Source organism: Shewanella vesiculosa, from assembly GCF_009994065.1.
Taxonomy (GTDB): domain Bacteria; phylum Pseudomonadota; class Gammaproteobacteria; order Enterobacterales; family Shewanellaceae; genus Shewanella; species Shewanella vesiculosa.
This window is the reverse complement of record NZ_JAACSD010000010.1, coordinates 42,675-64,609: the sequence shown is the minus strand read 5'-3', so window position 1 is coordinate 64,609 and position 21,935 is coordinate 42,675. Positions and strand designations below refer to the sequence as shown.

General features: G+C 42.0%; 16 protein-coding genes. 7 read left to right on the top strand and 9 right to left on the bottom strand.

Going from position 1 to position 21,935, the window contains the following annotated elements:
• Window positions 1–18: 18 nt before the first annotated feature.
• A complete protein-coding gene (gene pta / locus GW828_RS11845; RefSeq protein ID WP_124016137.1) occupies window positions 19–2,166 on the top strand; it encodes a phosphate acetyltransferase in 2,148 nt (715 codons plus the stop codon).
• A gap of 243 nt (window positions 2,167–2,409) precedes the next feature.
• Here pta and topA read toward each other — a convergent pair whose 3' ends face one another.
• Window positions 2,410–5,049 carry a type I DNA topoisomerase gene (gene topA, locus GW828_RS11840; protein ID WP_124016138.1) on the bottom strand — a complete coding sequence of 880 codons (2,640 nt, stop codon included), beginning with the start codon at window positions 5,047–5,049 and terminating at the stop codon, window positions 2,410–2,412.
• A 392-nt stretch (window positions 5,050–5,441) separates the two neighbouring features.
• On the opposite strand from topA, the gene astB reads away from it, so the two are divergent.
• The 5 genes from astB (at window position 5,442) to xthA (ending at window position 9,995) form a co-directional block, all read left to right on the top strand.
• Window positions 5,442–6,776 (top strand): N-succinylarginine dihydrolase, encoded by a 1,335-nt coding sequence (gene astB, locus GW828_RS11835; protein ID WP_273059100.1) that lies wholly within the window; start codon window positions 5,442–5,444, stop codon window positions 6,774–6,776.
• A gap of 311 nt (window positions 6,777–7,087) precedes the next feature.
• Window positions 7,088–7,990: a hypothetical protein gene (locus GW828_RS11830; RefSeq protein ID WP_273059099.1), complete on the top strand. Its 903-nt coding sequence runs from the start codon at window positions 7,088–7,090 to the stop codon at window positions 7,988–7,990.
• 307 nt (window positions 7,991–8,297) lie between these two features.
• Window positions 8,298–8,849, top strand: a complete 552-nt coding sequence (locus tag GW828_RS11825) for a septation protein A (protein WP_124016141.1) — start codon at window positions 8,298–8,300, stop codon at window positions 8,847–8,849.
• 40 nt (window positions 8,850–8,889) lie between these two features.
• Window positions 8,890–9,189, top strand: coding sequence for a YciI family protein (locus GW828_RS11820; RefSeq protein ID WP_182698485.1), 300 nt, complete (start codon window positions 8,890–8,892; stop codon window positions 9,187–9,189).
• A complete protein-coding gene (gene xthA, locus GW828_RS11815) occupies window positions 9,189–9,995 on the top strand; it encodes an exodeoxyribonuclease III (protein ID WP_182698486.1) in 807 nt (268 codons plus the stop codon). The genes GW828_RS11820 and xthA overlap by 1 nt, the downstream gene beginning before the upstream one ends.
• 367 nt (window positions 9,996–10,362) lie before the next feature.
• Here xthA and GW828_RS11810 read toward each other — a convergent pair whose 3' ends face one another.
• From GW828_RS11810 to GW828_RS11785, 6 genes are all read right to left on the bottom strand, one after another.
• Complete coding sequence (locus GW828_RS11810) at window positions 10,363–11,808, bottom strand: methyl-accepting chemotaxis protein (protein WP_182741536.1); 1,446 nt, start codon at window positions 11,806–11,808, stop codon at window positions 10,363–10,365.
• Between the two features lie 231 nt (window positions 11,809–12,039).
• Window positions 12,040–14,283, bottom strand: coding sequence for a xanthine dehydrogenase family protein molybdopterin-binding subunit (locus GW828_RS11805; protein ID WP_182698488.1), 2,244 nt, complete (start codon window positions 14,281–14,283; stop codon window positions 12,040–12,042).
• 2 nt (window positions 14,284–14,285) lie between these two features.
• Window positions 14,286–14,738, bottom strand: a complete 453-nt coding sequence (locus GW828_RS11800) for a (2Fe-2S)-binding protein (protein ID WP_182698489.1) — start codon at window positions 14,736–14,738, stop codon at window positions 14,286–14,288.
• Window positions 14,739–14,740: 2 nt separating this feature from the next.
• Window positions 14,741–15,349: a nucleotidyltransferase family protein gene (locus GW828_RS11795; protein ID WP_182723482.1), complete on the bottom strand. Its 609-nt coding sequence runs from the start codon at window positions 15,347–15,349 to the stop codon at window positions 14,741–14,743.
• A gap of 15 nt (window positions 15,350–15,364) precedes the next feature.
• The gene (locus tag GW828_RS11790) at window positions 15,365–16,387 is read right to left on the bottom strand and encodes an XdhC family protein (RefSeq protein WP_124016148.1); all 1,023 of its coding nucleotides are present in this window, start codon (window positions 16,385–16,387) and stop codon (window positions 15,365–15,367) included.
• A gap of 123 nt (window positions 16,388–16,510) precedes the next feature.
• Window positions 16,511–17,155, bottom strand: coding sequence for an MBL fold metallo-hydrolase (locus tag GW828_RS11785; RefSeq protein ID WP_124016149.1), 645 nt, complete (start codon window positions 17,153–17,155; stop codon window positions 16,511–16,513).
• A gap of 194 nt (window positions 17,156–17,349) precedes the next feature.
• Here GW828_RS11785 and GW828_RS11780 point away from each other — a divergent pair, with 194 nt between their 5' ends.
• The gene (locus tag GW828_RS11780; RefSeq protein WP_124016150.1) at window positions 17,350–18,639 is read left to right on the top strand and encodes an alpha/beta fold hydrolase; all 1,290 of its coding nucleotides are present in this window, start codon (window positions 17,350–17,352) and stop codon (window positions 18,637–18,639) included.
• Between the two features lie 368 nt (window positions 18,640–19,007).
• Here the strand turns inward: GW828_RS11780 and GW828_RS11775 are convergent, their stop codons facing one another.
• Window positions 19,008–19,664, bottom strand: coding sequence for a nitroreductase family protein (locus GW828_RS11775; protein WP_182741534.1), 657 nt, complete (start codon window positions 19,662–19,664; stop codon window positions 19,008–19,010).
• A 433-nt stretch (window positions 19,665–20,097) separates the two neighbouring features.
• Window positions 20,098–21,567: an ATP-binding cassette domain-containing protein gene (locus GW828_RS11770; protein ID WP_273059093.1), complete on the bottom strand. Its 1,470-nt coding sequence runs from the start codon at window positions 21,565–21,567 to the stop codon at window positions 20,098–20,100.
• Window positions 21,568–21,935: the final 368 nt, after the last annotated feature.

Below are 21,935 nucleotides of genomic sequence, written 5' to 3'. Positions count from 1 at the left end.
CGCACATAAGAGGTCGTCATGTCTCGTAATATTATGCTTATTCCAATTGGTATTGGAGTAGGATTAACATCGCTTAGTTTAGGTATGGTTCGCGCCCTAGAACGCAAAGGCGTTAAAGTGCAATTTTTTAAACCTATTGCACAAATTCGATCTGGTGATACAGGTCCTGAGCGTTCAACCACTATTTTAAGTACTTCTCCTACGGTTAATCCGTTGGAGCCTTTTTCAATGGAACACGCTGAAGCTTTAATCCGCTCAGAGCAAACTGATGTCCTATTGGAACAGATTATTGCCCGTGCGTCGGAATGCGCCAATAATACTGAAACCTTAGTGATTGAAGGCTTAGTGCCAACACGAAGTCACCCTTTTGCTGATGACATTAACTACGAAATTGCTAAAGCATTAGATGCAGATGTTATTTTCATCGCAACCCCAGGCAACGATACGCCTAATGGATTAATGAATCGCTTAGAGATCGCCTTTAACTCTTGGGGTGGGCAGAAAAATAAACGCTTAATTGGCGCTATCATCAATAAAATTGGTGCCCCCGTTGACAACGAAGGTCGTACACGTCCTGATTTATCAGAAGTCTTTGATGATAAAAACATGAACGCGGTTGATAGCTCGGGGATGTTCCAACTGCCGGGTAAAAGTCCACTGCGCATATTAGGTAGTGTGCCATATAATTTAGAGTTAATTGCCCCACGCGCATCTGATTTAGCTAAGCACTTAAATGCAAAAATCATTAATGCCGGTGAAATGCATACTCGTCGTATGCGCCGGGTGACATTTTGTGCTCGCAGTCTTCCAAACTTGGTCACTCACATCAAAACCAACTCACTTTTAGTGACTTCAGGCGATCGCTCTGACGTGATAGTCTCAGCGTGTTTAGCTGCAATGAATGGTGTGAAAATTGGTGCATTATTGCTGACTGGTGGCTATTCGCCTGAACCAGAAATCATGAACCTATGTGAGCAAGCATTTGAAACTGGCTTGCCAGTATTTTTAATTGATTCAAATACATGGCAGACATCGCTTAATATTCAACGCTTTGATCATGAAGTGCCTGTTGATGATGCTGTACGGGTTGAGAAAGTGCAAGAGTACGTTGCCAGCCATATCGACCAAACATGGATTGAAAGTGTTACTCAAGATTCTCCCCGTGAACACCGATTATCGCCACCAGCATTCCGTTATAAGTTAACTGAATTAGCCCGTGCTGCGCGTAAAACTATCGTGCTTCCGGAAGGTGAAGAACCGAGAACCGTTAAAGCGGCCTCGATTTGTGCTGAACGCGGTATCGCTCGCTGTGTGTTATTAGGTAACCGCGAAGAAATTTTACGCGTTGCATTGTTGCAAGACGTCGTTTTAGGTGATGGCATTGAAATCATTGAGCCTGAAACCGTGCGTGAAAAATACGTAGAACCAATGCTTAAATTACGTCGCAGCAAAGGCTTAACCGAAGTCGTCGCCCGTGAGCAACTTGAAGACAACATGGTGCTTGGTACTATGATGCTGGCACAAGATGAGGTCGATGGTATTGTGTCTGGCGCTGTTAATACCACAGCCCACACGATTCGCCCACCGTTACAGTTGATTAAAACGGCACCGGGTTCTAGCTTAGTATCGTCAATTTTCTTCATGCTGATGCCAGATCAAGTGCTTGTTTATGGTGACTGTGCGATTAACCCAGATCCTAATCCTGAGCAGTTAGCCGATATTGCGATTCAGTCAGCGGAGTCCGCTAAAGCCTTTGGTATTGAACCTCGCGTTGCGATGATCAGTTACTCAACGGGCACCTCTGGTACAGGTTCTGATGTGGATAAAGTCCGCGAAGCCACACGAATTGCTAAAGAAAAACGTCCAGATTTAATTATCGATGGCCCTTTGCAGTACGATGCCGCAGTGATGCCTAACGTCGCTCAATCTAAAGCGCCTAACAGCCCTGTTGCCGGCAAAGCTACTGTGTTTGTGTTCCCAGACTTAAATACTGGTAACACCACATACAAAGCCGTACAGCGTAGCGCGGATTTGATCAGTATCGGTCCTATGCTTCAAGGTATGCGTAAACCGGTTAACGATTTATCTCGTGGTGCACTTGTCGATGATATTGTCTACACAATTGCATTAACCGCGATTCAAGCTGCGCAAAACAGTGCCAAATAATTTGCGATATTTCGGTTTAACGCTGAGGTAATCCGCAATACTTTATCACTAAAAAAGCACTGATTATTATCAGTGCTTTTTTGTGTTTGCTTGGCTAAATTAACTTGTTGGTAAGAGTCTAAACAACACGTTAGCCCAGCTATTCACTATACAAAAATGCAATAACCCCTATCTGGCGCAAACAAAAACGCTACCCAATCGGGTAGCGTTAATCAACAACGATGAAGTAACTAAAGCTAGAAACTATTTCTTGGCTTTTTTCTTAGTTGCTTCACTGACCCATTTACCGCCAATAAACTTAGAAGACCAACCGGTGGCTTTACCATCAACTTCAGTAGCAACATATTGCTCTTTGGTTTTACGGCTAAATTTAACCGAGGCTTTATTACCATCATCATCTTCTGTAGGTGCGTCAGCAAGGTACGCATATTTAGGCCATAACAGATCACGATACTGAACTAACTCTTCCACTAATGGCGCACGTGTTTCACGCGATTTAGGGAAAGTACTTGCCGCTAAAAATATGCCCGCAGCACCATCACGAAGCACAAAATGCGCATCTGACTTAGTGCATTTTAATTCAGGTAGAAAAATGGGATCTTCTTTTGGTGGCGCAGCTTCGCCGCTTCTTAACAACTTACGCGTATTTTTACACTCGCTGTTAGTGCAACCAAAATACTTACCAAATCGACCATTTTTCAGTTCCATATTATTGCCGCAACGATCGCACTCAATAATTGGACCTTCATAACCTTTAATCTTAAATTGCCCGGCTTCCACTTCGTAACCATCACATGAGGGGTTATTACCACAAACATGTAATTTACGCGTCTCATCAATCAGGTAACTGTCCATCGCTGTGCCACACTTACCACAACGATGTTTAGCACGTAACGCTTCCGTTTCGCCATCTTCATTGTCGCTAACCGCTTCTTCACCTGGGGTTAAGTTAAGCGTGGTTTTGCAACGTTCTTTAGGCGGTAAAGCATAACCAGAACAGCCTAAAAATACCCCAGTAGAACCGGTTCTGATCCCCATTGGACGGCCACAGGTAGGACACTTAATGTCGTCTGTTAATACCATCTCATTGGGGCGCATGCCACCTTCATCTGGGTCTAACTCAGCCAACAATAATTGTTTGGTAAAGTCACCGTAAAAACCATCGAGTACTTTTTTCCAGTCAAGCTTACCTTGAGCAACATCATCTAATGTTTGCTCCATGCTTGCGGTAAAGTCGTAACTCATTAATTCTTTAAAACTGCCCACTAAACGTTCGCTAACTATCTCACCCATTTTTTCAGCAAAGAAACGGCGATTGTCCACTTTGACGTAGCCGCGATCCTGAATGGTTGAAATAATTGTCGCATACGTTGACGGACGGCCAATACCACGTTTTTCGAGCTCTTTAACTAAAGAGGCTTCGCTGTAACGTGGCGCAGGCTTGGTAAAGTGCTGTTTAGGCGATAAGGTTTCAAGCACTAACTTGTCACCTTTTTCGACTACTGGCAGTGTTTTATCGTCTTCGTTTTTCTTACTCATCTGTGGTTGAACACGCGTCCAACCATCAAAGCGTAAGGTGCGACCACTGGCTTTTAATTCGTAATCACCCGCAGTTACGGTTAAACGTGTTGCGTCATACTGAGCAGGGGTCATTTGACACGACACGAATTGACGCCAAATGAGCTCATACAAGCGCTGAGCGTCTCTTTCCATGTCGGTTAGGGATGCAGACTGCACAGCAACGTTCGACGGTCTAATCGCTTCATGCGCCTCTTGGGCACCTTCTTTGCTACCATAACGGATAGGTTCAGCCGGTAAATACTTATCACCAAACTCAGAAGCAATCATTTCACGTAAATTTTCAACCGCTTCTTTACTTAAATTGGTTGAATCGGTACGCATATAGGTAATGTGGCCAGCTTCGTATAAACGCTGCGCCATCATCATGGTTTTCTTCACACCAAAACCTAGACGAGTACTCGCGGCTTGCTGCAATGTAGAGGTTATATAAGGTGCTGTTGGTTTGCTTGAGGTTGCTTTATCCTCACGCGCACTGACCACGTAAGACGCCCCACGCAATGCATCGACTGCCACTTTAGCTTGTGCTTCATTAATCGGCTCAAATGCAGCAGATTGATACTTCATCACCTGCATTTTCAAGCTTGCTGCGGTTGGCGTATTTAATTCTGCATGTATGTCCCAAAATTCTTCTGGAACAAATGCTTTAATCTCACTTTCACGTTCTACAACTAAGCGAACCGCAACCGATTGCACACGCCCAGCCGATAGACCACGAGCAACTTTTTTCCATAATAAAGGTGACACCATAAAGCCAACGACACGGTCTAAGAAACGACGTGCTTGTTGGGCGTTAACCATATTAGTGTCAAGTACAGACGGGTTACTAAATGCATCTTGAATCGCAGTTTTAGTAATTTCGTTAAACACAACTCGCTGATACCGTGAAGCATCACCACCAATGATCTCCTGCAAATGCCAGGCGATGGCTTCCCCTTCACGGTCCAAATCCGTTGCGAGATATATTTGGTCAGCATCTTCTGCTAACGCTTTGAGTTCTTTAACAACTTTTTCTTTACCAGGCAGGATTTGATACTTAGCCGCCCAGCCTTTATCTGGGTTGACACCCATTCGCGCCACAAGCGCTTGTTTGTCTCTGATTAGCTTGTATTTAGCTTTTTCTTCAGGAGATAATTTCTTAACTTCTGCTGCGGTTTTAGTCACAGTTGTACCGTCAGAAGTAGACGAAGTTGGTAAGTCACGTATGTGACCTACACTCGACTTCACAATGAAGTCTTTACCAAGATATTTATTAATTGTCTTGGCTTTGGCCGGCGATTCGACAATAACTAGCGATTTACCCATAGTTTTATTTGCGCCAAAAAGTCTCGAAAAAAAGAAAATTGATTCCATATATAGAGGGTTGAGACAATAGTTTCAAGTTAATCCCTCTTTTACATGGCTAGTAAGTCATTTTTTAAGCAAAATTTATTCAATAATAAAAAATGCGAAAAATAATATGCGTTTTTTAAACGTAATTTTTCACTTAATGATACTTGCGAGCACCTTCAGTGCATTTTTAGTCATTTATACACATTTGTACAAATTAACCACACCTTGTTAACCCTTATAGCTTCAGTATACTGGGGTTAAATTAGCGTTAACTGTAGTCAGCAATCACGTTCCTTTTTTATAAGTAACACAAATAAGTGCAACAACAATAATAATTATTCACTAAAAACTCTCAAGGATCACGAATGAAGCATTTTGAAGCAAACTTTGATGGCTTGGTAGGACCAACCCATAACTATGCCGGATTATCATTTGGTAATGTAGCCTCATTTAGTAATGCGGCCCAAACCTCAAATCCCAAAGCGGCAGCTAAACAAGGTTTGCAAAAAGCCAAATCATTAGCAGACTTGGGAATGATACAAGGGGTATTAGCCCCGCAAGAGCGTCCAGACCTTTATACACTGCGTCGAATTGGTTTTTCTGGGTCAGACGCTGAAGTTTTACAAAAAGCGTCTCAACAGGCTCCTGCGCTACTTAATGCTTGTTGCAGTGCATCAAGTATGTGGACAGCTAACGCGGCAACCGTATCCCCCAGTGCCGATAGCCGGGACGGTAAAGTTCATTTCACGCCAGCTAACTTAGTCGACAAATTACACCGCAGCATTGAGCCTGTCACCACAGGCAATATTTTACAGGCAACATTTAACAACGATCGCCATTTTAAACATCACCAACATTTACCAGAACATGCAAGTTTTGGTGATGAAGGCGCCGCAAATCATACCCGCCTATGTGCTGAATACGGCTATGCTGGTGTTGAACTGTTTGTTTATGGACAATCGGCAACCAATCCCGATGCACCAAAACCGAAAAAATATCCCGCCCGTCAAACCTTAGAAGCATCACAAGCCGTTGCTCGTTTGCATCAGCTTGAAGATGAAAGTTGCGTGTTTATGCAGCAAAACCCTGATGTGATTGACCAAGGTGTATTCCACAACGATGTGATTTCTGTTGGTAATCAAAACGTCCTTTTTTATCATGAACAGGCGTTTTTACATACCGAAGCAAAATTTGATGAAATTCGCCGAAAAATGGATAGTGACATGCATTTTATCAAAGTAGCAACCAGCCAAGTGTCAATTGATAATGCGGTCAAAAGTTACTTGTTTAATACGCAGATCATTACCTTACCGTCTGGTGAAATGGCCATTATTGCACCGACAAACTGCCAAGAAAATCCCGCAGTTTTTGCTTACTTAAATGAACTGATAACCTTAGGCACGCCAATCAAACAAGTACGTTATTTTGATGTGAAACAAAGTATGCAAAATGGTGGTGGGCCAGCTTGTTTACGTTTACGTGTGGCAATGAACCAACAAGAAGTTGCCGCAGTTAATCAAAACACCCTCATGAGTGATAGCTTATTTACTCGTCTAAATACCTGGGTTGATAGGCATTATCGCGACCAATTAACGGTTCAAGATTTAGCCGACCCGCAATTGATTATTGAATCGCGCACTGCGTTAGATGAGCTAACCCAAATTTTGAAACTAGGCAGTGTGTATCAGTTCCAAAAGTAAACTTTAACGGGGGTCAATAAATGATAACGGTATTTACAAAATCATAAACTTGACCCATCTCATATCAAACGAGTAATGTGTTTACCAAGCAAGAAACAATAACGTATCCAGCGCTAAGCTTTAGCAAGTTAAATTGTCCACACTAGCGGGCAAATAACGGTTTAATAAACGTTTTTTATCCCGCTTATAGGTTACTGATAAAAATAACAAAAAAGAGTAATTATTCCAGCTATTTTTTTATTGTTAACTATACTTTATTTATCATCAATCAATCACTAAATCGGCGCTGTATGAAAAGTCAGTTGATAAGGATGTTAACACTTATAATCTTATGTTCATTCAATACCTCAAACGCCTCAGAAAATGCGTTAGAGTTTGAACACACCATAGTTAATTATAATGCCTCCGTTCAAGGTGTTGATCCTAAGCAAGCCTATTTTATTTCACTGTTAGCACTTGCTCTGGATAAAAGTGCTAGCCGCTACGGTACGTTTCAAATGCGTGCAGCCATGATTAATATGCCTCAAAGTCGTACCCTAAAAATGCTGGCCGAAAACAAAAATATCGATGTCGCGTGGAGCATGACAAGTATTGAACGGGAAGCACAGCTTCAAGCGGTCTATATCCCACTATTAAAAGGGCTTATGGGATATAGAATTGGGATTATACGTAAAGGCGACCAGCCACAATTTGATCAACTCACCAGCCTAGAAGACCTAAAAAAAATCCTTATGGGTCAAGGTTTAGATTGGCCTGATACCAATATTTTGAACAGCAATGGCTTTAATGTGGTCCCAGGACCAGAAAAGAGTTTAATTAGTATGTTGCTTAAAAATCGGTTTGATTATTATCCTCGTGCTCTTTTTGAACCTTGGCGCGACCTTGCTCGTCACAGTGAATTAGTGTTAGAAAAAAATATCTTAATACGCTACACAGCCCCGATTTATTTTTTTGTCAGTAAAGACAATCCTCGGTTAGCAGAGCGAATTGAATATGGCTTACGAGTCGCCATCGATGACGGTAGCTTCAATGCCATGTTCTATAATCACCCCATCACCGATGGCATGCTCGAAAAATCCGAACTCGACAAACGTAAAGAATTTGTTCTGCATAATCCCTTGTTGTCAGAAAAAAGTGCCAGTCTTCTTGATGAGCCTAAATTATGGTTAACCATCAAAACAGCAACCTCTATTGCGGTACCACTTTACAAATAAACGCTCAACCTATGCGATGCCCATTGATGATACAGAGATTGCAGGTTTTATCAAAAATATTGATAATCAATAATTTACACTCAACCACAACAGGTTTAGCACTACTGTAATCACCTTCTATTACTCATAAACCTAATTAAAAAGGTTTACATTCTTTTGCACAATAGAGGTTTAGAATCCGCAGATTAACCACCATATTAATGCGAATGGCAATAACATCATGCTACAATTGGCCACAATTACGATTAAAAATATGATGCAATCATGTCCGAACTAGACATTATCGTTTCCCTAGCCTGAGATTTATATGAAGCAACTGTTAGATTTTTTACCATTAGTCATTTTTTTTGCGGTTTACAAGTTCTATGATATTTACGCCGCTACAGGAGTATTGATCGCGGCAACAGCGCTTCAACTTGTGATCACTTATCTGCTTTATAAACACATTGAAAAAATGCATTTAGCCACCTTCGCCTTGGTCACTGTGTTTGGCTCACTCACACTGTTTTTCCATGACGATGCCTTTATCAAATGGAAAGTCAGTATCGTTTATGCCTTATTCGCCATAGGACTAATTGCCTCACAAATGATGGGCAAACCTGCGCTTAAAAGCATGCTTGGTAAAGAAATGAAAGTTGACGATAAAATATGGGCTCAAGTCACCTGGTATTGGGTTGGATTTTTTGTCTTATGTGCCTTTGCTAATATTTACATTGCGTTTAATTTACCTCTGGAAACCTGGGTAAACTTCAAAGTGTTTGGCCTAACCGCCCTCACCTTAATCAACACCGTTATTACGGTCGTTTATTTGTATAAAAATATGCAAGATGACGATTCGCAAACAACTGATGGTCAATAAGCATTCATGTAAAATAAAATCAAATAAAGGAAGCAACGATATGTGGTATATGATTTCATCTCAAGATGTGGAAAACAGTTTAGAGAAACGCTTATCTGTTCGCGCTGAACATTTAGCTCGTTTACAAGATTTAGCTGATGAAGGCCGTTTATTAACTGCCGGACCACATCCTGCTATTGATAACGAAAACCCTGGTGAAGCAGGTTTTACCGGCTCATTAGTTATTGCCGATTTTGCCTCATTAGAAGATGCACAAGCATGGGCTGATGTGGATCCTTACATTGGTGCTGGTGTGTATAAAAGCGTTATTGTTAAGCCATTTAAACGAGTGCTCCCATAATGAAGATTGTTTCTTTTAACATTAATGGCATACGTGCTCGACTGCATCAATTGCAAGCACTTATAGACAGCCACGCGCCTGACATTATTGGCTTACAAGAAACCAAAGTGCACGACGAAGCCTTTCCGGTTGCAGATGTTGAGGCAATGGGCTACAAAGTTCATTACCATGGCGGCAAAGCACATTATGGCGTAGCCATGCTGTCAAAAGCTGAACCCATTAGTATTATTAAAGGTTTTGAATCTGATAATGAAGATGCTCAGCGTCGACTTATTATTGGCCAATTTACACAAGATAATGGCCGAGTATTAACGGTATTCAATGGATATTTTCCACAAGGTGAAAGCATTCACCACGAAACAAAATACCCGGCTAAACGTAAGTTCTATCAAGACTTAATGCTATATTTAGAGAAACATCACCAACCAAGCGATGACATAGCAATCATTGGTGATATCAATATATCGCCCACCGATTTAGATATCGGCATCGGTGAAGTGAACGCTAAGCGTTGGTTAAAAAGCGGAAAATGTAGCTTCCAACCAGAAGAACGTGAATGGTTAGCACGTTTACAACAATGGGGCTTTATTGATAGTTTCCGCCAATTGCATCCAGATCGCACTGAACGTTACTCGTGGTTTGATTACCGCAGTAAAGGCTTTGATGATAACCGTGGTCTGCGCATCGACGTGATATTAGTGACCGACTCATTAGTGTCACGCGTCGTCGAATCTGATGTCGATTACGAATTACGCGCGATTGAGAAACCGTCCGATCATGCTCCCATTTGGACTACGTTTAGTTAATCGTTAGGGTGCTGACATAACCTAGCTCCCGACATCGCTTAGCAACAAAAAAGCTATAAGCAATCTTGCTTATAGCTTTTTTAGTTTTACAGCATTCCTTCACCACCGGCTAAGCTTGATAGCTTGATAGTTTGATAGTTTGATAGTTTGATAGTTTGTCAACACGCTCACATGAGCAGAGTAAACGACTCACGTTAGTATATTACAGGCCAAATAATCGCCCTTAAAAGGTTGCTGCTATAAAAATCAAATAATGGCTAAGCATGCATATTAGTAACCCAAGTGATTATCATCACTACTATGCCATCTTTATCGAGCACCTTAACTAACTATCACTGAACGTTGTTATGGGCTGCTTGATACAAAATTAAATTCTATATTGACTTAAAATCGCCGCTAAACCTTGAGATGATTGATGTAAATCTTTCGCTAATATTCCGGCATGTTTTGCAGTACTGCGAATCGTCTCCGATTGCTGACGGATTTGATTAAGTTGCGAGGCAATATCACCAGCTGAGACACTTTGTTGTTCAGCTGAGGCGGCTATCTGGCTACTCATATCAAACACGGCATTAATCGACTCAGCCATGTCGGTAATATCGTCACCGACCGCTTTAATACTTGCACTGCCCTGATCGGCTTCGGTAACAATCACATTGGTAATGCTGGTCAGTTTTTTAGAACCTTGTTGTAAGCCTTCGATCATATTTTGAATTTCAACGGTCGCTTGTTGAGTCCGCCCTGCAAGAGTACGTACTTCATCAGCCACCACAGCAAAACCCCGGCCTTGCTCACCGGCACGCGCCGCTTCAATGGCTGCATTTAACGCTAATAAATTAGTTTGTTCAGAAATACTTTCAATGGTAGTAACAGCAACATTAATTTGGGTGGCATCATGAGATAACTGCTCTACAGATGAAAACGCTTCAGCAATGCGCTCAGACAAATAGCCAATCCGCTTAACTGCATCATTAATCTTGCCCTGACTCTGACCCATTTGGGTAGCATTTTGCTTAGTATTCAAAGATGCATCACTCGCATGATGTGATACATCTGCAATGGCTCCGGTCATTTGATCCATGGCATGCGCTACAGAATCTAAATAATGATGTTGCTGATCAATTAAGTCATCATTAGTGTTAGCTTGATGGTTAAACTCATTGGCGGCAGTCGCTAGGGTTTCTGCATTACTACGAATAGCGGTTACCATTTCACTCATATTATTAGCACAGCGATCAATTTCATTGGCGATTAAACTGAAATCGTCAGTACCAAAGAAGTTTAATCTCAAGGTTAAATCACCATCAGCTAATCGTTTGATTGCCATATACATATCCCATAAACCGCCACCTAACGAGGTTGAGATCCAGTAACTCAGTTGAAATAATGGTAGCAAGCCAACTAATGCGATGATTAGCATAAAATAGCTTTGGCTTAATGGTTCCTGTTCCCAGGATTGAACATTTTGACTCACGCTTAGAAACTGATCGCCGACACTCGCTGATGCTGTAACTTGATCACCACTGCGAAAAGTATTATCACGACCAGATAACTGTAATTGATGAGTTTGTGCAAATTGCTCCAGAGCAGTATTTGTTAAGCCTTGATTATTGGCAACCGAGGCATAACTTTCAGCACTTGCTTTAACCCGCTGTAATGATGACTGAGCAATTAAATCAGTCGTTTGTTGGTAATTCATCAGAGCAATAACACTGGTGATCAATGCAACCAGCGAACACACCACCCAAAATTTTCCATTCAGGCTAAATTTAATCAAAATTGCATCAATGGTTCTAAACTGAATTTGCTTCATATAAGCTTCCTAAGGCAATGCGTTACTATCTCAAATATGAGAATAAGATTAAATAAACAACAGCACCCACTCAATCTGAATCAATACTAAAATTCATTAACGATTCAATTGAGAGTGATTTTAAATTATCGTAAAAAAAACAATGCCTAAGTGCGAATACACTTAGGCATTTAGCTTATTTATTATCGGCTTAAGCGCAGTAAACTTAAGTGTTGTAGCTCACGAAAATGGCTAAACCGATAAAAATTTATTAAGCGGTAAATCGCGATATCGTATCCCCGTTGCCGCAAAAATGGCATTGGTTAAACTGGGCGCAACAGGAGGCACACCGGGCTCACCGACACCAGCAGGCTTTGCTATCGACTCAATAATATAAGTGTCAATCTGTGGCGATTGCGGCATACGCAATAACGGATAGTCATGAAAGTTAGATTGTTCGACTTTACCGTCTTTAAAGGTAATTTCGCCCATGGTCGCTAAACTTAAACCAAAAATGATCGCACCTTCTAATTGTGATTTCACTCGATCAGGATTAATCACTCTCCCAGCATCCATCACCGCAATAGATTTCAATACTTTAAGCTGTTTATCTACCACTTCAACTAGCGTAGCAACGGCAACATAGCTAACAAAGCTGCGATGCACCGCCATACCCCAACCTTGGTTTTTAGCCGCTTTAGGGGCATCTGCCATTACGGCTTCTAACTTGTCGAGCACTTTATGATAACGCCCTACATCCACGGGATGATCGGCTAAGTCTTCACCGTAATTTCCATAGGTAAAGTTTTGGTTTTCAAACGGTTCGATACGCGCTTTACCTAATAAATCACGCCACATTTGTACACAGGGCTTATTAGCATTTACGGCTATCTCGTCAACAAAACTGCCAATACCAAAAGCATGCTGAATATTACACACAGAACGCATCCAACCAATACGCGTATGCGCGGGCGCTTTGACGGCTTCAAGTTGAATGTGCTTAAGCGCTAATGGTACGTCACTAAAACCTAAGTCGAGCTCACCAGCTGAAGGGTATTCAACCCCTTCAGCAAATGTTGAACTGATTGACGGAAAGCCTGTACGGGCTAATAGTGCGGTGGGCATCTTATTATTGTCGAGAGCGACTTGGTACATCTGCGCACTGATAGCATGATAATAACCATTCTGAATTTCGTCTTCACGGCTCCAACATACTTTGACGGGTTTATTGAGCTTTTGCGATAAAATGGCGGCTTCAACACTAAAGTCAGGCTTAGATTTACGCCCAAAACCACCACCCAGTAAAGTCACGTTAACGGTAACTTGCTCTTCTTTTAACCCTAATGCACCAGCCACATTTTGCTGGGTACTTTGTGGGGTTTGGCTCGAAGCCCACAACTCACATCCATTAGCAGTTACATTTGCTGTTGCTACTGGTGGCTCCATCATGGCATGGGTTAAATAGGGCACAGTGTAAACAGCCTTAACTGTTGACGCTTCAGGCCAATCAGTGACTGACTCACCTAACTGGCGCATCACTTTACCTGGTTGGTTTACTCTCTCGACCAAGCCCTGCAGGTATGTGTCTGAATTGTGGCTATCGTTAATCGATTTAGACCAGGTAATCACTAACGCTTTACGCGCTTCAATCGCACTCCAACTGTTAGTGGCAATCACTGCGACGCCGCCTAAAGCCTGAAATAATGGTGCACCTTTCGGAACGGGTAAGGTAATAATATCGACCACCCCGGCTATTTTACGGGCTTTGGTGTCATCAAGACTCAGCACATCGCTGCCTAATACTGGCGGACGAGTGATACTGGCATACAACATACCGTCTAATTTAATATCATAGCCGTAAATCGCTTTGCCCGTGAGCATGGCATCCATATCGATAATAGTATGAGATTGACCAATATGGGTAAATTCACTTTCTGGCTTTAGCACTACAGAATCTAATTCTGGCATCGGTAATCTCGATGCCGCTACAGCCAACTCACCGTAACTAAGGCTTTTGTTACTGCCTTTATGATGGATCTTATGGGCTTTAGCATACACCTCCGCAACCGGAACTTGCCAAATTTGCGCCGCAGCTTGTTCAAGCATGGTTCTTGCGGTCGCGCCCATTTGACGCATACGATGATAATGTTTACGAATACTGCGGCTACCATCAGTATTTTGGCTGCCATAGCGTTTATCCGCTAAGCCTTGCACCACTACAACCTTATCCCAATCAGCTTCTAACTCGTCAGCCAAAATTTGCGGTATGCCTGTTCTAATCCCTTGTCCCATCTCAGAACGATGACAAGTCAAATACACTTTATTGTCTTCACCGATAGCAACAAACAAGTTCATCAGCGCTTGCTTGTCTTCAGCTAAGGCCATTGGGCTCCAACTTAAACTGGTTGCCCCTAGAGCGAGTCCACCACCGACTGCACCAAATAACTTTAATACATTACGGCGACTAATATTCTCAACAGCTGTGAATGTGGTCATGATCACGCCTCCGAAGCCGATTGAATGGCGGCTTTTATCCGTGGATACGTACCACAACGACAAATATTACCCGACATCGCATCAAGGATTTGGGTTTCAGTCGGTTTAGGCGTGCTGGTGAGTAAGGCTGCGGCAGACATTAACTGCCCAGCCTGACAATAACCACATTGCGGCACATTATGCGCTAACCAAGCTTGCTTTAGTTTTTCAGCCTCAAGACCTTCAATAGTGGTAACTTGCTTACCCTGAACTTGCTTTAAGCTGGTTAAACAACCACGCATTGGACTGCCGTCAACATGGATAGTGCATGCACCACAAAGCCCTGCTCCACAACCAAATTTAGTGCCGGTTAGACCTAATATGTCACGCAATGCCCAAAGTACTGGCATATTCGGGTCGGCATCAAGGGTAAAATCCTTTCCATTGACCATCAATTTTTGTGTTGGGGTTGTCATAATCAATCCTTATTATCTAACCAACGTACTAAGTCAGCAGGTGTATCAATATCAAATTGCGCTTGTTCCATCACAATAATGTTCAAGCTATTATTTTTATCATTTTGTTTTAAAATGCTTTTTGCACCATTATCGCCATCAAGAGACATCAATATTTTAATATCTTCAGCTGAAAAGATAGCAGGTACACCTACGCTATGCAGGTAAAAAGCACAGCTAGTTAACTTATTATGGATATACGCTTGGATCAATTGTAAATAATTACTGCTTTGTAATGCGACTTGGTCGGCTAACACCACCAGTAAAGCATCCGCCTGTTGCGTTTGGGCATATTGACCAGCAAGTTTCACTGAACTGGACAAACCTAAATGCCAATCATGATTAATAATTCGCTGATGATTGGCCGTTATCGCTAACACTTCATCGGTTTGATGGGCACCCAACATCACCACCGCAGGTGCAATACCTGCCGTTTGAGTCACAACATCAAGTGTCTGTAAGCTGTGTGCCAGCAAACTTTGTTCGCCTTGCACTTTAGCAACAATTTTAGCGCTGTTAAATCGGCTGCTTGCCCCAGCAGCTAGGATCACTGTAACTATGTTTGCCGTCATTTACGTATCAACTCGCTAAGACAGCATTACAGTATCAAGACTAGTTATCTTGCTTTGATAAAGTACGCCATGGCACTGGGACAATATGCTCAGTCCAACCGAACCAGGCAGCTCGCCCCCTAATGCCAACCCTGCTGGTGCCGAAAAATAACCACTAAAGTCATCGATATTAAGTTCAGCCATGCTCAACACCTTGTCACGGCGGTGAGTCGGACCTAATAATGAAATATACGCTAGGGATAAAGTTTGCAGTACCTGTAATGTTTTAGCATCAATCTGTAAATTATGACTCATCACAAAGGCAGCATCTAAACTGGCCAACAGTGAGCTTGACACATCCTTGGTCGCTTTTTTGATGATCTGGCAGCCAGGAAAATCATAAGTGCGTGCGTACGCAGTACGTTCATCAAATACAGTGACTTTCCAACCTAACGTTTGCGCCATTTGCGCAATTGGTTGGGCATCTAAACCGCCGCCAAAAATACCAATATGCACAGGTGGTCTAATAGGAATATGTAACACAGAGTGATCTTCAAAGGCTTCTTTGTGGGTTTTAGTATTGAGAGTGATAACGGTAGCTTGCTCTGATTTTTGTTCAACAAAGTGACCACTGAGTTGATCGGCCGGCGTGCCATCAGCAACGATATCAATTTGATATACACCTGAATGACTGCGCATCAAAGCATCATGAACACTCACTAAACCAAGATAATTGTTAGATTTATTCAACGACACCATCATGATATTAACGATGCCACCACAACCAAGTTGATAACTGGTATCAGACTCGTCAGTTGCATCATAGGTTAACTGAATAACTTGCTGAGTTTGAATCGCACGTTGCGCGTGACGACGGAGATCCGCTTCAAGGCAACCACCACTTAACATTCCTAAGCTTTTGCCCATGGGATGAAATAGCATTATTGCGCCTGGTTTACGGTAAGAAGAGCCTTGTACTTGAGTAAGAACGGCGAGTACCCAGTCTTCTTGATAAGAAGGTAACCAGGTATCGAGTAAATCAACGAGGTGTTGAACCATTTGAACTGTCCATCATATGTAAACGCATACTCTTAAGCTAACAGACTGGGTTTACAATGCAAAGAATCAATAGTTTCAACTTATTAATAAATAACCTCAACGACCTAATTGTGTAGAAAAGTGTTAATCAAATAACTGATCCGCAACAAAAGGGTTATGTTGTCGTTCATCTGCAAACGTCGACATTGGGCCATGACCAGGAATAAAACTCACATTGTGACCTAATGGCCATAACTTAGTGGTGATTGATTGAAGTAAGTCTTGATGATTGGATTGCGGGAAATCGGTACGACCAATTGAGCCACGAAAAAGCACATCGCCCACCCAGGCTAAATTAGCAAAAGCATTATAAAAAATAATGTGTCCCGGTGTGTGTCCAGGGCAATGCAAAACTCGTAAATGTTGCTCACCAACACTTAACTCATCATCTTCATTAAGGTATTGGGTTGGCTCAAAAGCTTCTACACGCGGAAACCCAAAGTTTTGACTTTGTTTAACCAAGTTTTCTAACCAAAATTTATCCGCAATGTGCGGACCAATGATCGGAATAGCTAATTCGCTCGCCAATGCCGCCGCCCCACCAACATGATCAATATGCCCATGGGTTAATAATATTTTTTCAACCGTTAAGCCTAACTTAGCCACCTCGGCTAAAATCCTATCAATGTTACCACCAGGATCAACTACCGCAGCCTTCAAGGTCTTTTCGCACCAAATAACACTACAATTTTGCTGAAAAGGCGTTACGGGGATGATTTGATACTTCATTGACAACCTCGTTGTTTAATAATCAGTGGCTAATTATCGGTTAATTCTACCTAGGCAGATTTGATCTAGATAGCTATTTAAGATGATTTGCATCAAGTTAGTGATTGTTAATCATTAACATGGCTCATAAAATAACGTTACTTACGGCTGAATAAGCTTGATATCACCATTAATCATGACCCAATAGGCATTTTATGCACACAGAACTCACCTTAGCAGACATTGTTGCTCGTAAGCACTTTTTCTCGGTGCCATTAGATTATCAACAAAGTCCCAGTAAACAGATTACGGTTTTCGCTCGGGAAATTGTCAGTGTTGAAAACCAACATAAAAAACTGCCTTATTTAGTATTCTTTCAAGGTGGGCCAGGATTTGGTGCCGTCAGACCGATCAGCAATAACGGCTGGATAAAACGTGCGTTAACTGAATATAGAGTGTTATTGCTCGACCAGCGGGGCACCGGATTATCAAGCCCAATCAATGCCACCAGCTTAAGTTATATGAACGCCACCGACCAAGCTGATTATTTAAGTTTTTTCCGTGCCGACAACATTATTCGCGATGCAGAATATATTAGAGCCAAACTATCCCCAGACCAGCCTTGGAGTATTTTAGGCCAAAGCTTTGGTGGCTTTTGTGTGCTGCATTATTTGTCTGCCGCGCCTGAAGGCCTAAAAGAAGCCTACATTACTGGCGGCATACCTTCACTTAGCCGCCCTGCTGATGAAGTATATCAAGCGACATATCAACGAGTCATCGCCAAAAACAATGACTTTTTCAAACGCTTTAGTGATGCCCGCAGTTTAGTTGATAACTTAGCCAGCCACCTTTATCAAAACAAAGTGTACTTAGCCACAGGCGAATTACTGACAGTTGAAATGTTGCAATTGTTAGGGATTAATTTAGGCATGGAACAAGGGCCAGAAGCGGTCTACTATTTGCTTGAACAAGCCTTAATCGAAACACCCCACGGTATTGATGTTAATCCGTTATTTTTACATCAATTTAGTCATTTCCTCGACTACAGCACTAATCCTATTTTTGCTTTATTGCACGAATCTATTTACTGCCAACATAAGGCTTCAGCGTGGGCGGCCCATCGAGTGAGAGCGCAGTTTGAACAATTCAATTACCGTCCGAATAAGCCATTATTGTTTACAGGTGAAATGATTTACCCATGGATGTTTGCTCAATTTGAAGCATTAATGCCATTACAACCTGCAGCAGACTTAATCGCGGCTAAGAAAGATTGGCCGGCATTATATGACCTTGAAACGTTAGCGAATAATAAGGTTCCGGTAGCAGCCGCTATTTACAGCAACGACATGTTTGTCGAAATGCAATACAGCCTAGAAACCGCTAAGCAAGTCAACAATCTCAAGTATTGGCTCACATCAGAATATGAACACAACGGCATCCGCATGGATGGCGAACGCATTCTTGATAAGCTTATTAGCCTCAACCGCGGTCATTGTTTACGTTAATGCATCAATCAACCAAGTTTGTGTGATGAAAATAAACTGGCATAAGATTAACTAAAACAAAGCGATAAACCTAAAGTCACCGTCCGAAGTGTTCGAAATAGCATGATGAGAACCCTGTGGTAACATCATGCAATTTATCACACATCACGGCGTCAGAGGTTTTTCACATCAGATGTACTCTCTGGGCTATGAGGTGATTGTTATTATGATATGGAAGATCAACACCTTGGCGGAATTGATGGAGTGATCAACAAGGGCAAGCAGTGTTCCCCTTGTTGATCCTCTGTGGGCGAAGCGCTACAAAGTTAATATTTTCTAACCAAGGTTTATTCGACATTGAAACGAATAAAATCAATATCAAAGCCTATTTATACGACCTGTAATACTTGCTCTTTAGCCAAACGAGATTTAGGTAACTTAGCGTTATAGTCTTCATCCGAATGATGATAACCAAATGCTAATGCAACTTCACACACATAACCGCCAAGTTCTTCAGCAAAAATTTCACCTAGCAACTCACTGTCTACGCCTTCCATCGGCGTAGAATCGATACCAAGACGAGCTAAAACATGCATAGTGTTACCTAATGCTAAATAGGTTTGTGACTTAGTCCATGCCGCATTGTTGCCCGCTTCATCAGTGTTTAAGTCAACAAATGCGTATCCACCAAATGCAGCTTCGCGATCTTCAGGCTTAGTACGGCCATCGATAATGCCTTGATCAACCACTTTGGCATAATCTTCACGGGTATACTTAGGGTTATATGCAAACAATATGGTATGTGAAGCCGCTTTAGCATGCGGTTGGTTAAACTGAAACTTGTTAGCATAAGAGTCATGTAGGCGTTGTTTTGCTTGATCACTTTCAATCACGATAAATTTCCATGGTTGAGAGTTAATAGATGAAGGTGATAACACCATTGCGTCATAAATGACGGCTAAATCTTGTTGTGATACGCGCTTAGTCGCATCATAACGTTTGGCGGTGTAACGTTTTTCTAAATCAGTAATAATAGCGTTGGTCATGTCAGACTCCATATTAATTTTAAACACTCAGAGAAAGAGTTAGCAGTGAAACGACATGTCGTAATGTTATCGATTAACCTACAATCTGGCTCAATAGACTTGATACGAACAATATAAAACAACAAAACAATATTAAAAAAATTGAGTAAATACACTATAAGACGGTTATGGTGCCAAAACATGAGGTTTTCAAGGTTTATCACTAACTAAAGTTCGATTAGGCTATTCGACCAAGCCGCCCAAAGATGCTATTTACTGCGGATATAAAGTCATTCAGATTTTCAATCCGCTTACTGACTTTAGCTGCCGCATACAGTGCCAGGATGGCAAGGTTATCGAGTGAATTTTGCCATTAAGCAGACGAAGAAAAACAGCCAACAAATGTTAGCTGTTTAGATAAGCGTCATAGCCTTAAACAATAGCCATGCAATGATTAGCTTTCAGTTACCACAGCACGATAGCCGCCTTGATGTTCGTCGGCGACAAACTCAATAAAGTGCTGAATACTATCAAGGCTATCTTCTTGATAATGTGACACATACAACAATTGGCTCAAGTGCTCTTTAGCGATGAGTTCAAGGGCATTTTTAATCAATCTTCGGCCTCGGTAATCTAAGCCTTGGTAAGGCTCGTCAAGGATCAATAACGTTGGCTGCTTCACAATAGCGCGAGCAATGAGCAACAAGCGTTGCTGGCCATATTCTAATTGTCTAAAGGCCGTTTTACTCAACTGACCCATGTGTAAAATGGCTAACCATTCGGATGCGATAGCTAACTGTTGTGCTGTCGGTTGTTGATACAAACCAATCGAGTCATAAAAGCCCGATACAATCACATCTAAGGCACTGCAATTAACCCGATACTGTAAATGCAACGCTGATGACACCATGCCGATATGCTTTTTTATCTCCCAAATACTCTCGCCTGAGCCTCTTTTTTTACCAAAAATATCAATGTCGTTACTGTAACATTGTGGATGATCGCCAAAAATAAGCCCTAGCAAAGTACTTTTACCACAACCATTTGGGCCTTTAACTTGCCAATGTACGCCATTATCGATGCGCCAATTAACCCCAGAGAAAATCACTTTGTCACTGTAAGCTACTCGGCCATTGTGTAACTGAAAGACCGGATTTGCGAATAAGGGCTTATGTCTGTGACGACGAATAAGCGCCAACATATCTTCACTTTGTTGGCCTGATTGCGCCGTAAGTTGACTAATCAGCGGATGATTATCCCACTCAGTCTTAGTCATTATGCTGTCTAACGCGCCATGATTAAATATCGCAACATGCTCAATCCAGTCAGGCATATCCTCTTCACGTGACACGACCACCAGCATTTGTACCGTTTGCGATAACAACTGTAAATATTGACTTAACGCTTGTCGATGGCCCACATCAAGCCCTGCATAAGGTTCGTCGAGGACTAAAAATGGTACTTGGGTTGCCACAGCACGGGCCAGCATGACTCGGCGACTTTCACCGGTAGAAAGCTGAGTAAACTGGCTATCGCTTAACCGAGTGAGATCCAGCTGCTCTAATAAGCGCTTTGTCAGTGCGTGATCATCACATTGGGTAAAGATCACCCCATAAACGCTAGTATTAGGGTCGATGTAGCCTAAAGCCTCGCTGTCATCTTGCTCAAGAATCTGTTCGAGTAACAGCTGCTGTTCATGCAGTGACACCAAAGCGACCTGCGAGTAGTCAACACCCGATAGTATGCCAGAATAGGCCAAAGCGTTATCTTGTGCTTGCTGAGTCAATAACTGGCCCAATATGGCGCCTAAATCACCTTCGGTACTAAACACGCCCCAAGATTGTTGTGATTCAATGAGCCAATCTTCAATGTTCATGGTGACACTAGACGAACGGCATTGCAGCTGAGTAAACCGAATTTCCATTGTGGCGCTTATCCCTGTCTATTAATACTGATTCTTCACCAGAGTTTATCTTCTGAGTGTCTCACAGGAGTCTTAAAAAAATCGACAAAAAAAGTAGAACATTTTGGTTCTACTTTGCGATTAAAATCACTTCAGTTGATCACACTGACGATTATTCACGAAAACGGCCATTTCATGTAGCGTAGATTCAATTATCGCATCCTCTGCCATTGCTACATAATCAGCTTAATACTAAGTCTGCATAGACTTGGCATAATTCACGGCTCGGCCAGATTTCATAAAACATAAAATCAGCCTGGTTAGCATCACCTTGCTGTATCGTGTTTATTGCTCCTCAAACTTGTATTTTGCCTACTCAAGCTTGCTCC